This window comes from Streptomyces sp. NPDC004610 (assembly GCF_040609715.1).
Taxonomy (GTDB): Bacteria; Actinomycetota; Actinomycetes; order Streptomycetales; family Streptomycetaceae; genus Streptomyces.
In genome coordinates, this window is the sequence record NZ_JBEXLA010000019.1 from 127128 (window position 1) to 142652 (window position 15525).

Here is a 15525-nt window from a genome sequence, read left to right on the forward strand (position 1 = left end):
GAAGGAGTTTGAGCGTGGCGGCATTGGCACGATGGTGCTATCGACGCGGCCTGGTGGTCCTGTTGGTGTGGGTGGGCGGGCTCGTCGGCCTCGGCTTCTCGGCCGGCGCGACGGGCACCGACTACGCGAATGTGTTCTCCCTGCCCGACACGGACTCCACGACGGCCTACGAGCTGATGGAGAGGGCGTTCCCGGCCAGCGCCGGGGACACCGACACGGTGGTGTGGAAGACCGACGAGGGCTCGGTCGGGGACGCGGGGGTACGGTCCCGGATCGAGCCGGTGCTCGCCGAGATCGGCCGGATGGAGGGGGTCGGCGCGGTCGCCGGGCCCTATGCGGGCGACGACGGTGAAGGGGCGGCCCGGATCAGCGGCGACGGGCGGATCGCGTACGCCCAGATCACCTTCGCCGAGCAGGCCGACTCGATACCCAAGGCCCTGATCGAGGACGTGGTGGACACCGCGCAGTCGGCGCGGGGGCCCGGACTCCAGGTGGAGCTGGGCGGACAGGCCATCACCCGGATCCAGGAGCCGCCGACCGGCACGGCCGAACTGGTCGGGATCGTGGCCGCCGCGATCGTGCTGTTCCTGGCGTTCGGCTCGCTGTTCGCGATGCTGCTGCCGATCGTCGTGGCCGTCGCCGGGGTCGGCACCGGGATGCTGGCGACGATGCTGATCAGCCATGCCGTCGATGTGCCCGAGGTGGCGCCGCTGCTGGGCTCGCTGATCGGGCTCGGCGTCGGCATCGACTATGCGCTGTTCATCGTCACCCGGCACCGGCGGGGCATCCTGCGCGGGATGGAGCCCGAGGACGCGGCGGTGACCGCGCTCAACACCTCCGGGCGGGCGGTGCTGTTCGCGGGCGGCACGGTGTGCATCGCGCTCGCCGGGATGCTGGTGATGAATCTGCGCTTCCTGGACGGGGTCGTGGTGGCGACCTCGCTGACCGTCGTCCTGAGCGTGCTGGCCGCCGTCACCCTGCTGCCCGCGCTGCTGGGCCTGCTCGGCCTCCGGGTGCTCAGCGGGCGCCAGCGGGCCCGGCTGCGCGCGACGGGCCCGGAACCGGCCGAGGCGAACGGACTCGCCGCGCGCTGGGCGTCGGCTGTGCAGAAGCGGCCCCGGTCGATCGCGGCGGCGGCGCTGGTGGTGATGGCGGTGCTGGCGCTGCCGGTGCTGTCGCTGCGGCTCGGCGCCACCGACCAGGGCAACCACCAGGACAGCACGACCACCCGGCAGGCGTACGACCTGCTCGCCGAGGGCTTCGGGCCGGGCTTCAACGGCCCGCTCCAGGTGGTGGTGGACGGCACGGCGCCCGCCACGCTCACCGAGGCGATCCGGGCGACGGAGGGCGTGGCCCAGGTCGCGGCGGCGCCGCCCGCGCGCGGGGTCACGGTCCTCCAGGTGGTGCCGGAGACCTCCCCGCAGTCCGAGGGGACGGACCGGCTGATCGACCGGCTGCGTGACGAGGTCATCCCGGCGTCCGGGGCCGAGGCCCATGTGGGCGGGGTGACGGCGGTGTTCAAGGACTTCGCCTCGGTCACCGGGGAGCGGCTGCCGTACTTCGTGGCGACGATCATCGCGCTGGGCTTTCTGCTGCTGATGGTCGCGTTCCGGTCGCTGGTGGTGCCGCTGACCGCGGCGGTCATGAACCTGATCGCGGCGGCGGCGTCCTTCGGAGTCCTGGTGGCGATCTTCCAGTGGGGCTGGGGCACGGAACTGCTGGGCATCGGCAAGGAGGGCCCGATCACCGCGTTCCTGCCGGTCATCATGCTGTCCCTGCTCTTCGGGCTGTCCATGGACTACCAGGTGTTCCTGGTCAGCCGGATGCACGAGGAGTGGGTGCACACCGGGGACAACGCCCGCGCGGTACGGGTCGGGCTGGCCGAGACCAGCCGGGTGATCAACTGCGCCGCGCTGATCATGATCTGTGTCTTCTCCGCCTTCGTCCTCAGCGGCGATCTGGAGGGCGCCATGGCGGGCATCGGCCTGGCCGCGGCGGTCGCCCTGGACGCGTTCGTCCTGCGGACGGCCCTGGTCCCGGCGGCGATGCATCTGCTGGGCCGGTCCAACTGGTGGCTCCCGGCGGGCCTGGAGAAGCGGCTGCCGCATCTCGCGGTCGAGCCGCGCGAGCAGCCGACAGCGGCGGGAACGGCGCCCGAGGGCCCGGCGTCGGTGATCCACGGCTTCATCCGCACCCCGGACGGCGAACCGGTGACCGACGCGGCGGTGACCCTGCTGACCCCGGACGGCCATCAGCTCGACCGGGTGGTCTCCCTGGCGGACGGCTCGTACATCCTGGCGGTCCCGGGCCCCGGCACCTATCTGCTGGCGGCCACCGCCCACCCGTACACGTCCCGCGCGCGGCGGGTGCGGGTGGGGGAGGGGGCGGTGGTGTTCGATGTGGAGTTGGGGGCGGAGGCGGAGTCCGAGGACGGGGTGAACTTGGTCAACTGAGCTTCCGTCGGCCGTCCTTGATGATCTGCTCCACGTCCAGGACGACCTGCCCGCCGATCACCTCGGGCAGGACGACCGTGTCACCGGGGGCGTGCACACGGTGGTTCGTGTACGCGCCCCCGTCCGGCTCGGTGAGCAGATGCAGGCGCTGATGCTTGCGGTCGACCACGAGATAGACGGGGATCCTCGCCTCGGCATAGGCCGTGGCCTTGGTCTTCAGATCGTCCCGCCAGTTGCTGGAGGTGACCTCCAGCACGAGGCGGAAGCAGACCGGGTCGTACGCGTTCCGCTCCACGACATGGTCGTCGACATCGGCGTCCACCACCACCAGATCGGGGATGGCGTAGTCCTCGACGCCGGTGGGGAGCCAGACGCCGACGTTCTGGAGAACCTCGGTCTCCCCGCCGTGCAGTCCGGCGGCGATGAACGGGATCATGAGATTGGTGAGCGCACGGGCATGGGGGGCATCCGGTGCTGGGGTCACGAGGAGGTGGCCTCCGACGATCTCGACGCGGTAGCCCGGATGGCGCTCCATGATCTCGTCGGCGATGGCCGTGAGGGAGAACGGCTCGTCGAAGGGCTCTTCAGCGGAAGCGGCGGACATCACGTGCCTCCTGGGGGCTGGTGTCGAGAGCATCATCGTAGGCAGGCCGTTCACGGCATGTCCTCTCCCACTCCGTTCACCCGAAGGGGATGACCGGCGGGGTTCACCCCTCCTTCGTCATCCCCGGCAGGAAGTCCGTGAACAGCTCGTGCACCTCTCTGACCAGCGGGCGCAGTACCCGGAAGCGGGCCAGGGAGACGCCCCGGGCGGTGAGGCGGGCCCCGCGCGCGGCGAGGCGGTAACTGCGTTCGCGGCCCGGGGTGCGGTCGAAGATCCAGTACAGGCACAGCCCCATCTGGGCCAGCCACATCAGCTCCGGCAGCGCCTCGCGCAGTTCCCCGGGGACCTTGGCCGCCGAACCGGCGAGGACCTCCCGGTGGACGCTGATCGCCTGCACGCGCGCGTGCTCGCTCTCCGGGGAGAACGGGCTGAGCGGGCTGTCGGGGTCGGCGGCGTTCCGGAAGAACTGCACCGCGAACTCGTGGTAGGGCGTGGCCACGTCCAGCCACGCCGTGAGCACGCCCGTGAGCCGGGCCTCCAGGGCGGTCTCCCGGTCCAGGATCTCGCGCACCGCGCGCTGGTGCTCGGCGGCGATCCGGTCGTAGAACCCCTGGATGAGGTGTTCCTTGCCGTCGAAGTAGTAGTACGCGCTCCCGACGGAGACGCCGGCCTCCTGGGCGATGGCCCGCATGGTGGTGCGGTCGTAGCCCCGCTCCTGGAACAGCCGCATGGCCGTCTCCAGGATCAGCGCCCGGGTCTGCTCGGACTTGCTGAGGGCAACGCGCTCCCCGGGCTCCCCGGACCCGCCGACCAACCCGGAGCCCCCGGACCCGCCGGTGCCTTCGCCGTTCTCGCCGTTCTCGCCGCTGTCGTCGCCATCGGTCTTCTCGGGCATGGGGAGAGAGACTAACGACCCCCGCCCGGCCCCTCTCCATCCCGGCCCCTCTCCACCCCGGCCGGGGTCAGGCTCCCGTCCGCTGCCCCGCTCCCTGCCCCGCCCGGCCCAGCTCGGGGCGTTTGGAGTAGTCCGTGAAGCCGATGACGTTGCCCCAGGGGTCGGCGATCTCCACCGTCCACCCCGTGGCCACCGGGAACGGCGGGTCCAGCGGCGCGATCCCGGCCGAGGCCAGCCGGTCGGCGGCGGTCCGCGCGTCCGGCACCTCCAGCCACGTCCGGGGCGACGGCCACGGCGGCGGCCGGTGCCCCACGCCCTCCTCGTGCCGCAGCAGCACCCCCGGCGCCTCGGCGCCGACCCTCAGCAGCGCGATCCCGGCCTCGTCGAAGCGGAACCCGACCGTGAACCCCGCTCGTTCGTAGAAGGCCACCGCCTCGCCGAGGTCCCCGACGGGCAGCAGTACGTTGTCGAAGCCGAGCAGCTCGTACGACTGGTTGTCTGACATACCGTCAGCGTAGGCCGATCATCGGCCGCGACCCGGCATTGTCAGTGCCGCCCCGTACTGTCGTCGGCATGGGAATGGTGACGTTCGTCGACGAGACGACGACAGGGGACCGTACGGCGTCCTGGGGACTGGAGATCGCCGAGGAGCGGCTCACCGTGCGTGAGCTGATCCGGCGCCGGGTGTTCCAGGAGGTGGCCGAGTTCAACGCCCGCACCCCGGGCGTCTTCCAGGGCCTGGTGCAGCCCACGGACACCGAGCGCACGCTCAATGGATACGCGCTGCGCAGCCCCCGCCGGATCGACCCCGAGGCCCAGTCCGAGCTGGCCCTCAGGGCGTTCGCGGGCAACGGCTTCCTGGTGCTGGTGGGAGACCGCCAGGTCACCGACCCGGACCAGGAGATAGAGCTGTCCCTCGGCACCGAGGTCACCTTCCTCAAGCTCGTCCCCCTGGTGGGTGGCTGATGACCGGCACCGGCCGGTTCGCGGACGAGGTCGGCCCGAGTCTGCGCCTGATCACCGCCGGGCGGCTCGACGGACTGCTGCCCGAGCTGCTGCGCCTCGCCGAAGTCATCGACGACCACTGGGGCTGGGAGGCCGCCAAGGTCGTCGCCGCCCTCCACAGCACCGACCAGGCATTCAGGTCCGAGCTGGTCAGGCAGCTCACGGCCCACTACCACAGCGCGGCGACGGGCTCCGCAGACCGCCGCCACATCGTCGTCCTGCTCGGCAACTTCCGGGCCCGGGACCTCGTCACCGACCAGCCCCTCGACACCCGCGCGGCCCTGATGGAACTCGCCGCCCAGCAAGAGGTGAACTATGACACCGCGCATCTGGTGCGCCTCGCCGAGCTGGAGCTGGACGAAGGGCGGGTGCTGCCCGGCATGTTCGTCGCCCTGATCCGCCGCTCCTGGCTCTCGGTGTGGCAGGCGAGCAAGGAGCTGGGCCCGCTGGTCGAGCGCATCGCCCCCACCTCCCCGGTCCTCAACCCCGGCGAGGCATGGGCCGACCGGGCGCTCGCCGACCTCACCGACCTGGGCGAGGACTGGCGGAAGCTGGTCGCGCACACCACCACGGCCACCTCCGCCCGCCCGTCCGCCAGGTGGGAGCGCACCGGCCGCGCCCTGATCGACACCGTGGGCGCCGACGAGGTGCGCGGCCGGGTGCTGGACTGGCTGCGCCTGGTGGGCCGCCCCCGTACGGTGCCGCTGCTGCCCGCGCAGTACGCCGGTGACCCCAACGCCACCTTCGACCCGTACAACGCGACGGCCCTGCGGGGCCTGATCTGGCTGCTGTCCTTCCTGCCGACCGCCACCCCGGACGCGGGCACGGATCCGGGCACGGGCACGGTCCCCGACGCAACCCCCGCCACAGAAACCCCCGCCACCGCAGCGCCCGGTACCGGAACCCCCGCCACCGCAGCGCCCGCCACCTCAACCCCCGCCACCACCCGCACCCTCGCCTTCCTCGCCGAGACCTCCCTCCGTCGCGCCCCCGGGATCGGCCCGGTCAACCCCAAGGTCGCCAACGCCGCCGTCAACGCCCTCGCCCGGATCGAGCACGAGTCGGCCCTCGCCGAGCTGGCCCGCCTCGCCACCCGGGTCACCTACAAGGGCACCCTCAAGCTGGTCGACGCCGCCCTGGACACCCGGGCCCAGGCGCTCGGCCTCAGCCGCGAGGAGATCGAGGAGCTGGCCGTCCCGGGCTATGGCCTGACCGGGGTCGGCCGCGCCGAACACGCTCTGGGCGAGTCCACCGCCCTCCTGGAGGTGCACGGCACCAAGGCCGTGCTGACCTGGCGCAACGCCGCCGGGAAAACCGTCAAGGGCGTCCCCGCGGCCGTCCGGCGCGACCATGCCGACGAGCTGAAGGAGCTGAAGGCGGCGGTCAAGGACATCGACAAGATGCTCTCCGCCCAGAGCGAGCGCCTGGACCGCCAGTTCCTCGCCCGCCGCACCTGGTCCTTCACCGCCTGGCGCGAGCGCTACCTCGACCACCCCCTGGTCGGCACCCTGGCCCGCCGTCTGCTCTGGACCGTCGACGGCACCACCGCCGGGTTCGCGGACGGCGAGCTGCGCACCCTCGCCGACACCCCCGTCACCGAGGGCAGCGAGGTCGCCCTCTGGCACCCGGTAGGCGCCGAGCCCGCCACCATCGTCGCCTGGCGCGACTGGCTGGAGCGGCACGGCATCACCCAGCCGTTCAAGCAGGCCCACCGCGAGGTGTACCTCCTCACCGACGCCGAGCGCGCCACCGGCACCTACTCCAACCGGTTCGCCGCGCACATTTTGCGCCAGCACCAGTTCCACTCCCTCACCGCGATCCGCGGCTGGCGCAACAAGCTCCGCCTCTGCGTGGACGACGAGGCCCCGCCGGCCACCCGGGACCTGCCCCAGTGGGGCCTGCGCGCCGAGTACTGGATCGCCGGCGACGGCATGGAGTACGGCACCGACACCACCGACTCCGGCAGCTTTCTGCGGCTCCGTACCGACCAGGTCCGCTTCTACCCGATCGACGCCCCGGAGAACTCGGCGCACTGCTGCGGTGGCGAGTACCGGATGTGGCTGCGCCAGGGGGCCGAGCCGGTCGAGGCGTTGCCGCTGGCCGGGATCCCGCCCCTGGTCCTGTCCGAGGTGCTGCGGGACGTGGATCTGTTCGTCGGCGTCGCCAGCGTCGGCAACGACCCGACCTGGCAGGACGGCGGCCCCGAGGGCCGCTACCGCGATTACTGGACGTCGTACGGCTTCGGGGAGCTGAACCAGACCGCGCAGACCCGCCGCGCGCTGCTGGAGCGGCTCGTGCCGCGGCTCGCGATAGCCGACCGCTGCCATCTGGAGGGCCGCTTCCTGCACGTCAAGGGCGAGCGCCACACGTACAAGATCCACCTCGGTTCGGGGAACATCCTGATGACCCCCAACGACCAGTACCTGTGCATCGTCCCCAAGAGCGCCTCGGCCACCCCGGACTCCGGCTACCTCCCCTTCGAGGGGGACCGGCTGCTCGCCGTGATCCTCAGCAAGGCGACGATGCTGGCCGCGGACACGGAGATCACCGACCCGACGATCCTCAGCCAGCTGTAGCAACCCGAAGGCCCCGCCTCACCAGGAGACGGGGCCCGAGGGACCGGCCGGACACCGACCGGAAGGGAGCGTCAGAACCGCCGAGTGATCAGCGCCTTCTTCACCTCGGCGATCGCCTTCGTCACCTCGATACCCCGCGGGCACGCGTCCGTGCAGTTGAAGGTGGTCCGGCAGCGCCACACCCCGTCGCGGTCGTTGAGGATCTCCAGCCGCTGCTCACCCGCCTCGTCCCGCGAGTCGAAGATGAAGCGGTGGGCGTTGACGATGGCCGCCGGGCCGAAGTACTGGCCGTCGTTCCAGAACACCGGGCAGGACGACGTGCAGGCCGCGCACAGGATGCACTTGGTGGTGTCGTCGAAACGCTCCCGGTCCTCGGCGGTCTGGAAGCGCTCACGCGTCGGCTCGTTGGTCTCCTTGGTGATCAGGAACGGCATCACGTCCCGGTACGCCTGGAAGAACGGCTCCATGTCCACGACCAGGTCCTTCAGGACCGTGAGGCCCTTGATGGGCTCGACCGTGATCGGCTTGTCCGGGTTGATGTCCTTGATCAGGGTCTTGCAGGCCAGCCGGTTCTTGCCGTTGATCCGCATGGCGTCGGAGCCGCAGATGCCATGGGCGCAGGAGCGGCGGAAGGTCAGCGTCCCGTCGATGTCCCACTTGATCTTGTGCAGACCGTCGAGGACCCGCTCCTTGGGGTCGATCTCCAGCTGGAAGTCTTCCCAGATCGCCTCGGCCGAGACCTCGGGGTTGAACCGGCGGACACGGAACGTCACCGTGATGTACGGGGACGCCGCGGACTCCGCCTCCACCTTGTCCAGAACGGGGGTTGCCATCAGTACTTACGCTCCATCGGCTGGTAGCGGGTCTGCACGACCGGCTTGTAGTCGAGCCGGACGGTCTCGCTGCCGTCGGCGCCGACCTCGCGGTACGCCATGGTGTGGCGCATGAAGTTGATGTCGTCGCGGTTGGGGTAGTCCTCGCGGTAGTGACCGCCGCGGGACTCCTTGCGGGCCAGCGCGGAGACCGCCATGACCTCGGCCAGCTCCAGCAGATTGCCCAGCTCGATGGCCTCCAGCAGGTCGGTGTTGAACCGCCTGCCCTTGTCCTGGATCGAGACATTGCGGTAGCGCTCGCGCAGCTCCGCGATCTTCTCGACGGCCGTCTTGATGGTCTGCTCGGTACGGAACACCATGACGTTGGCGTCCATGGTCTCCTGGAGCTCCCGGCGCAGGACCGCCACCCGCTCGCTGCCGGTCGAGGCGCGCAGCTGCTCGATCTGCTCGACCACGAACGCCTCGGGGTTCTCGGGCAGCTCCACATAGTCCGCGCCCTGGCTGTACTCGGCCGCCGCGATCCCCGCCCGGCGCCCGAACACATTGATGTCCAGGAGCGAGTTGGTGCCCAGCCGGTTCGCGCCGTGCACCGAGACACAGGCGACCTCGCCGGCCGCGTACAGCCCGGGGACGACGGTGGTGTTGTCCGAGAGGACCTCACCCTCGACGTTGGTCGGGATGCCGCCCATCGCGTAGTGCGCGGTGGGCTGGATCGGGATCGGGTCGGTGTACGGCTCGATGCCCAGATAGGTGCGGGCGAACTCGGTGATGTCGGGGAGCTTGGCGTCGAGCTGCTCCGGCGGCAGATGGGTGAGGTCGAGGTAGACATGGTCGCCCTCGGGACCGCAGCCGCGGCCCTCCCGGATCTCCGTGTAGATGGACCGGGAGACGACATCGCGCGACGCCAGGTCCTTCATCACCGGCGCGTACTTCTCCATGAAGCGCTCGCCGTCCTTGTTGCGCAGGATGCCGCCCTCACCGCGGGCGCCCTCCGTCAGCAGGATGCCCATGCGCCAGATGCCGGTCGGGTGGAACTGGAAGAACTCCATGTCCTCCAGCGGCAGCCCGCGCCGGTACACGGCGGCCTGGCCGTCACCGGTCAGGGTGTGCGCGTTCGACGTCACCTTGAAGAACTTGCCGGTGCCGCCGGACGCGTAGATCACGGCCTTCGCCTGGAAGATATGGATCTCGCCGGTGGCCAGCTCGTAGGCGACCACCCCGGAGGACCGCTTGACGCCGTCGACCTCGGTGATCAGCTGGTCCAGGACGTAGAACTCGTTGAAGAACTCCACGCCCTCCTTGACGCAGTTCTGGTACAGCGTCTGGAGGATCATGTGGCCGGTGCGGTCGGCCGCGTAGCAGGACCGGCGGACCGGGGCCTCGCCGTGGTTGCGGGAGTGCCCGCCGAAGCGGCGCTGGTCGATGGTGCCGTTCGGGGTCCGGTTGAACGGCAGGCCCATCTTCTCCAGGTCGAGGACGGCGTCGATGGCCTCCTTCGCCAGGATCTCCGCGGCGTCCTGGTCGACCAGGTAGTCACCGCCCTTGACCGTGTCGAAGGTGTGCCACTCCCAGTTGTCCTCCTCCACATTGGCCAGCGCGGCGGCCATACCGCCCTGCGCGGCGCCCGTGTGGGAGCGGGTGGGGTAGAGCTTGGTCAGCACGGCGGTGCGGCTGCGCTTGGTCGACTCGATGGCGGCGCGCATGCCCGCGCCACCGGCGCCGACGATGACGGTGTCGTACTTGTGGATCTTCATGAGTCTCGTAACCCCGTGCCTAGCGGATGTTCGGGTCGAAGGTGAAGATCACCAGCGTGCCCAGCAGGATGGTGAACACCGTGGCGGTGTACAGCAGGCCCTTCAGCCACAGCCGCGTGCCCGCGCGCTCCGCGTAGTCGTTGATGACCACGCGCAGACCGTTGGTGCCGTGCAGCATCGCGAGCCAGAGCATCAGCAGATCCCAGACCTGCCAGAACGGGGACGCCCAGCGGCCGGCCACGAAGGCGAAGCCGATCTTGGAGACACCGCCGTCCAGCACCAGCTGGATCAGCAGATGGCCGATGACCAGGACGACCAGCACGATGCCGGACAGCCGCATGAACAGCCAGGCCGCCATCTCGAAGTTGCCGCGCGTGGAGCGCGGGGTCTTCCTGGTGCGCTGGCGCGGCGGCTCGATCAGCGGCGCGGGGTTGTCGACCGTATAGACGGGCGCGCTCTCGACGGGGCCGATCCCGGAGGCGGTCTTCTCAGTCGTGGACATACGCGTCAGCTCCCGAACACTTCACGAGCGGCGTGGCCGAGGACGGGGTAGATCGCCCCGAGCATCAGCACCACCCAGATGCCTACGACCGTCCAGAGCATCTGCTTCTGATAGCGCGCGCCCTTCGACCAGAAGTCGACGGCGATGACACGCAGGCCGTTGAGCGCGTGGAACAGGATGGCGGCGACGAGGCCGTACTCCAGCACGGCGACGATCGGCGTCTTGTACGTGGCCACGACATCGTCGTAGGCCTCGGGGGAGACACGCACGAGAGCGGTGTCCAGCACGTGTACGAACAGGAAGAAGAAAATGAGGACGCCGGTGACTCGATGAGCCACCCAGGACCACATTCCTTCCCGGCCGCGGTACAGCGTTCCAGCCGGCACGGAAGTTCCTCCGGGAGCGGGGATTGGAGCCGCGCCGGCTTGTGCTGTCGGTCGGGCCCGGCCGGGTACGGTCCACCGGCCCTCAGCATGGTATCCACGGTTGCGCTCCGCGCTGAGCGGGGGTGTGGCTGTGTGATCAAAGTGGCACGCGGATGGGGGATTGCGGCTACTGAGGGTGGGTTTGCTGTGGTTTGCCGAGTGCGGGTTCGTGGTGGTTGCTCGCGCAGTCCTCCGCGCCCCTGAGGCGACGGACCAGCCGTCCCCTCGCCAGGCGGCGGAGTTCCTCGGCCGCTGTCACCCGTTCGTCCTCGGGATCGTTCGTCAATCGTGACCGGATCGCGGTGAGGAACTGGTCCAGGGCCTCCGCGGGCGGTACGTGGTCCAGGCAGACCACGAAGACATGGCCGAAGCGGGACTCGTAGGCGGCGTGGGCCGCGCTCAGCGCGGTGTGGGCGGCGGAGTAGGTGCCGTCCGGCAGGGTCGGCAGGGGCTCACCGGCCAGCGCCTCGGCCAGTTCGGCCGGGGTGAGGTCGTAGGCGGCCTCGTCGGACGCGGCGAGGAGGGCGTCCAGGTCGGGGTAGGGGCGGTGGGCGGTGAGGCGCTCGGCCCAGCGGGGGCTGCGGAGGCACTCCAGCAGGGCGCGGTGCGCGGCGGCGGCCGGGGTGTCGTTGAAGCACCGGAGGGTGTCGGGCGGCTCGGTGCGGGTCTGCTCGGGAAGAAGGCGATTCACGTCGAGGTGTCGGCAGAGGGTGGCGTGGTGCGGGCGATGGCCGGTGTGGGGCCGACGGTGCGGGTGCGAACGGTGTGAAGGATGTGCCGCCACGCTATCGAGTGGGGTCATCCCTGTCCGACGGTTATCCGAATTTCACTCGGACGGGAGAGTTTCGGAACGTGTGGTGGACGCATCGGTATTACGTTGACGAGGTGGGCGAGCACCGGCGCCCGGCCGAGGCCGAGGCGGACCAGCGGATCGTGCGGCGCAGTGCGCTGCTGATCGCCGCTGCCGTGGTGGTCCTCGGCGTCGGACTCGGACTGTGGGCCACGGGAGGCGGCGACGCCCCCGCCGACGGCACCGGTACGGAGGTCTCCGCCCGGGTCACACCCAGCACCGCCCCGAGCCCCACCCGCACCTACCCCCTGTCCCAGCCGCCCCGGACCATACCCGCGGTCCGCTCCCACACCCCGGCCCGCGGCCCCGGCTGGCGCCCCGCCCCCGGGCACCGGGTCGTGGTCGACGCCCCCGCGCTGGCCGACGAGGGCCGGCTGCTCGCCGGGGAGCTGGGGCTGACCTACGCGGGAGAGCGGACGGACACCCGCGCCGGTGACGTACGGCTGGCGCTCGGCGGGGACGAGGGGGCGGACCCGGAGTCGTACGCCATGACGGTGGGCGGGGGGCGGGTGGTGATCAGCGGGCCGGGGGAGGCGGGGGTGTTCTACGGGACGCGGACGCTGAAGCAGGAGGTCGCGGACGGGGGGACGGCGCCGGAGGGCGTGGTGCGCGACGAGCCGGCCAAGGAGCGGCGCGGGTTCATGCTGGACATCGCGCGTAAGCCGTTCACCGCGGACTGGATCGAGGCCCGGGTGCGCGAGCTGGGCGATCTCAAGTTCAACGAGCTGGGGCTGCACTTCTCCGACGACCAGGGCTTCCGGATCGCCTCGGACACCCACCCCGAGATCGTCTCCAAGGTCCATCTCAGCAAGGCCCAGGTGCGGAAGATCGTCGCCCTGGCCGCGAGCCGCCACATCACCGTCGTCCCGGAGATCGACTCGCCCGGACATCTCGGCGCGGTCCTGGCCGCCCACCCCGGTCTCCAGCTGCGCAACGCGAACGGGGTCGCGGCCAGGGGCGCGGTGAACATCGCCGACCCGGCCGCGGCGGACCTGGTGGACGAGCTGCTGAACGAGTACGCCGGGCTGTTCCCGGGGTCGCAGTGGCATCTGGGCGGGGACGAGTACCGGGCGCTGGCCGTCGCCGACCCCGAGGCGTCCTACCCGGGGCTGGCCGCCGCGGCGCGCGCGGAGTACGGGCCCGGCGGCACCGTCGCCGACCTCGCCACCGGCTGGCTGAACGACCGCGCCGCCACCGTCCGCGCCCACGACCGCACCCCGCGCGCCTGGAACGACGGCTTCTACCGGCTCTCCGGCGACCCCTCCGTCACCCCCGACGACGACATCGTCGTCGCCTACTGGACCGGCAAGGAGATCGGCGCCCGCGAACCCGTGGAGTATCTGCGCGCCGGACGGCGGCTGATCAACTACAACGACGAGTTCCTCTACTACGTCCTCGGCGAGCCGCAGACCTTCGTCTATCCGACCGGGCAGCGGATCTACGAGCGGTGGAGCCCGCGGGTGCTGCGCGGCACCGGCGCGGTCGCGGCCCGCTACGAGGAGCAGATAGCGGGCGGGTCGTTCGCCGTCTGGTGCGATCTCGCGAACGCCCAGACCCAGGACCAGGTCGCCGCCGGGATCCGGATGCCGCTGCGGGCGACCGTGCAGAAGCTGTGGGACCCGGAGCGGCCGGAGCTGTCCTGGCCCGAGTTCCGTGCCCTGGCCGACCGCCTCGGCTGAGCCCCCCGGCTGCCCCACCGCCGGGCCCGGATTGGCCCGATCCGCTGCGAACCCGCGGGCCGCTGGGCTGAGATGGACCCGTACGCGTACGAAGCGCACGAAGCGCACGACCGAGGCGGGGAACGGGGAATCGCTGACATGGGCTACTGGGGGTACTTCGTCGTGGGGCGCGGTGACCGGCCGCTCAGGGAGTACGAGGCGCTGGCGGGCGTCCCGGGGCTGGAGCCGCGGGCGTCGGCGCCGGACGGCTGGCAGGTGTGGGAGTACCCGGGCGGGGACGGCGAGGTCGGCAGTATGAACGCCCTCGCCCTGGAGAGCGGGGCGCCCGCGCTGTTCGGGTATGTGATGGACAGCGCCTGTGTGGTGGTGGAGGCGGCGGCGCCGGAGAGCGGGGCGTGGAGCAGCTGTCTGGTGCGGGCCGCGATGGCCGGGTACCTCGGCGCGGAGACGGAGGGCCTCACGCTGGAGGACTACTTCCTGGAGCCGCGCGACGCCGCCGGGCGGGCGGTGGCCTGGGCGGCGGAGGCGGGGCACACGGTGGAGGCGGAGGCGCTGGTGGAGATCTTCACGGCGGACGCCGACGCGCTGGAGGGCGGCTCCGGCTCCGGGGCGGCGGAGAAGTTGTTCTTCCAACTCCTCGACCGGCTCGGGGTCGTCCCGCTATAACCGTCCCACTGTGGCCGACCCTCTTTGGCCGACCCTCTGTGGCCGTCCCACTGCGGCCGACCCTCTGTGGCCGTCCCGCGGCGACCGGGCCGCTGTGACATCGCGGCCCGGTCGTACGCAGTACACGCAGGGGGGAAGTGCGGGCTCCGCAAGGCGCGGCGCCCCGGACCCGGAGGCGTGGATGAGCCTGGTGGAGCTGATCGCTCAGGCCGACGAACGCGGACTCGCCGTCAGCGGGCTGGCCTGTCTGGACCGCTGCGTACCGCTGCTCGGCGGGGACGACGAGGTGCTGCGCCCGCTGTGGGCCAACCTCGCCGACGACGGTGACGCCAGCGCCTGGGGCACGCTGGTGGACACCGTCCGCCACCGGCTCGGCGCCGCCGAGGAGATGGACGCCGGTGCCGCCGAGGACGAGGCCGCGCTGCTGGTGCGCCGGATGCTGGCCGCCGCCCCGGCGGTGCGCTCCGCCGCCGAGGCCCGGGTCTGGGCCGACGGCTGCTCGGTGGCCGCCCTGCGGATCCACCGGCTGCTCGACCCGGCCGAGCCGCGCCACGACGACGGTACGGACACCCTCGCCCCGCTCGTCGCCGCCGAACTGCGCCGCCAGATCACCGTGCTGGAACTGCTCGGCGAGCACGGCGGGGGCGGGCTGCGCCGGGCGCACGAGGTGTCCACCGAGGGACGGCGGGTGCTGCGCGCGGTGGTGTCCCGGCGGGCCCGCCACGGGTGAGCCCGAAGGTGCGGACACGGTGTGCGTTCCGTTCCCGTCCGGGGCGGGATGCGGCGGTCCTGCGCCGGTTCGCCGCCGCCCCATGATCACTGTGACGAAATGCCTGGCCGCAGCGCTCTTCTGAATGTGACGAGTGCGATGAGTGAGACCCCGGGCGACGGCCCCGACCGTACGGCGGCGGCCCGGCCCTCCGCCGCCGCCAAGCCGGTGCGGTGGGCCGCCGACATCGTGTGCGCCCTGCGCGAGGGCGCCCGGCTGCGGTTGGACTACTCGGCGCAGTCCCTGTGGAGCGCGGACCGGTTGATCGCCGAACTGCGCCGGGAGGGCACCCCGTTAGCCGCCGCCGAGCAGGTGCTGCGCGGACTCGGCGCGTACGCCGGGGAGGTGATCGTGCGTCAGACCGGCGCCGAGTGGTGGGCCGGTGGCGGCGACCACTGGGTCCGTACGCCGGACGGGCGGCTGTGGGACCCGGTCGACGAGGCCCGGCGCTGCTTCGAGGGAGACGGCTCCCTGCGGCTGCTGTGCCGGGACGCGACGACCGGGCGGCCCTGAC

15 protein-coding genes are annotated in these 15525 nt (G+C 71.5%); 7 read left to right on the forward strand and 8 right to left on the reverse strand.

Annotated features, from left to right (window positions below; genetic code table 11):
• Positions 1-23: 23 nt before the first annotated feature.
• Positions 24-2453: an MMPL family transporter gene (locus ABZX40_RS22075; RefSeq protein WP_355740933.1), complete on the forward strand. Its 2430-nt coding sequence runs from the start codon at positions 24-26 to the stop codon at positions 2451-2453.
• Here ABZX40_RS22075 and ABZX40_RS22080 read toward each other — a convergent pair.
• From ABZX40_RS22080 to ABZX40_RS22090, 3 genes are all read right to left on the reverse strand, one after another.
• Positions 2446-3057 carry a Uma2 family endonuclease gene (locus ABZX40_RS22080; protein WP_355740765.1) on the reverse strand — a complete coding sequence of 204 codons (612 nt, stop codon included), beginning with the start codon at positions 3055-3057 and terminating at the stop codon, positions 2446-2448. The two genes, ABZX40_RS22075 and ABZX40_RS22080, sit on opposite strands and share 8 nt — an antisense overlap.
• A 103-nt stretch (positions 3058-3160) precedes the next feature.
• Complete coding sequence (locus ABZX40_RS22085) at positions 3161-3952, reverse strand: TetR family transcriptional regulator (RefSeq protein WP_355740763.1); 792 nt, start codon at positions 3950-3952, stop codon at positions 3161-3163.
• Positions 3953-4019: 67 nt separating this feature from the next.
• Positions 4020-4457 carry a VOC family protein gene (locus ABZX40_RS22090; protein WP_355740761.1) on the reverse strand — a complete coding sequence of 146 codons (438 nt, stop codon included), beginning with the start codon at positions 4455-4457 and terminating at the stop codon, positions 4020-4022.
• A 68-nt stretch (positions 4458-4525) separates the two neighbouring features.
• Here ABZX40_RS22090 and ABZX40_RS22095 point away from each other — a divergent pair, with 68 nt between their 5' ends.
• Together ABZX40_RS22095 and ABZX40_RS22100 are read left to right on the forward strand one after the other, a co-directional pair.
• Positions 4526-4918 (forward strand): hypothetical protein, encoded by a 393-nt coding sequence (locus tag ABZX40_RS22095; protein WP_355740759.1) that lies wholly within the window; start codon positions 4526-4528, stop codon positions 4916-4918.
• Positions 4918-7533 (forward strand): DUF4132 domain-containing protein, encoded by a 2616-nt coding sequence (locus ABZX40_RS22100; RefSeq protein WP_355740757.1) that lies wholly within the window; start codon positions 4918-4920, stop codon positions 7531-7533. Before ABZX40_RS22095 ends, ABZX40_RS22100 begins: the two co-directional genes overlap by 1 nt.
• Before the next feature lie 71 nt (positions 7534-7604).
• On the opposite strand, the gene ABZX40_RS22105 is transcribed toward ABZX40_RS22100, so the two are convergent.
• The 5 genes from ABZX40_RS22105 to ABZX40_RS22125 form a co-directional block, all read right to left on the reverse strand.
• Entirely contained in the window at positions 7605-8366 is a 762-nt protein-coding gene (locus tag ABZX40_RS22105; protein ID WP_355740755.1) for a succinate dehydrogenase iron-sulfur subunit, read from the reverse strand.
• On the reverse strand, positions 8366-10120 hold the full coding sequence (sdhA, locus tag ABZX40_RS22110; RefSeq protein WP_355740753.1) for a succinate dehydrogenase flavoprotein subunit: 1755 nt from the start codon (positions 10118-10120) through the stop codon (positions 8366-8368). The genes ABZX40_RS22105 and sdhA overlap by 1 nt, the downstream gene beginning before the upstream one ends.
• A 19-nt stretch (positions 10121-10139) precedes the next feature.
• A complete protein-coding gene (locus ABZX40_RS22115; RefSeq protein ID WP_355740751.1) occupies positions 10140-10622 on the reverse strand; it encodes a succinate dehydrogenase hydrophobic membrane anchor subunit in 483 nt (160 codons plus the stop codon).
• 5 nt (positions 10623-10627) lie between these two features.
• On the reverse strand, positions 10628-11008 hold the full coding sequence (gene sdhC / locus ABZX40_RS22120; RefSeq protein WP_355740749.1) for a succinate dehydrogenase, cytochrome b556 subunit: 381 nt from the start codon (positions 11006-11008) through the stop codon (positions 10628-10630).
• A gap of 166 nt (positions 11009-11174) precedes the next feature.
• Positions 11175-11738 carry a 2-oxo-4-hydroxy-4-carboxy-5-ureidoimidazoline decarboxylase gene (locus ABZX40_RS22125; RefSeq protein ID WP_355740747.1) on the reverse strand — a complete coding sequence of 188 codons (564 nt, stop codon included), beginning with the start codon at positions 11736-11738 and terminating at the stop codon, positions 11175-11177.
• Positions 11739-11995: 257 nt separating this feature from the next.
• Here ABZX40_RS22125 and ABZX40_RS22130 point away from each other — a divergent pair, with 257 nt between their 5' ends.
• From ABZX40_RS22130 to ABZX40_RS22145, 4 genes are all read left to right on the forward strand, one after another.
• Entirely contained in the window at positions 11996-13576 is a 1581-nt protein-coding gene (locus ABZX40_RS22130; protein WP_355740931.1) for a glycoside hydrolase family 20 protein, read from the forward strand.
• A gap of 138 nt (positions 13577-13714) precedes the next feature.
• Positions 13715-14242 (forward strand): hypothetical protein, encoded by a 528-nt coding sequence (locus tag ABZX40_RS22135; RefSeq protein ID WP_355740745.1) that lies wholly within the window; start codon positions 13715-13717, stop codon positions 14240-14242.
• A 181-nt stretch (positions 14243-14423) separates the two neighbouring features.
• Positions 14424-14972 carry a hypothetical protein gene (locus ABZX40_RS22140; protein ID WP_355740743.1) on the forward strand — a complete coding sequence of 183 codons (549 nt, stop codon included), beginning with the start codon at positions 14424-14426 and terminating at the stop codon, positions 14970-14972.
• A 138-nt stretch (positions 14973-15110) separates the two neighbouring features.
• Positions 15111-15524 carry a hypothetical protein gene (locus tag ABZX40_RS22145; RefSeq protein WP_355740741.1) on the forward strand — a complete coding sequence of 138 codons (414 nt, stop codon included), beginning with the start codon at positions 15111-15113 and terminating at the stop codon, positions 15522-15524.
• Position 15525 lies beyond the last annotated feature (1 nt).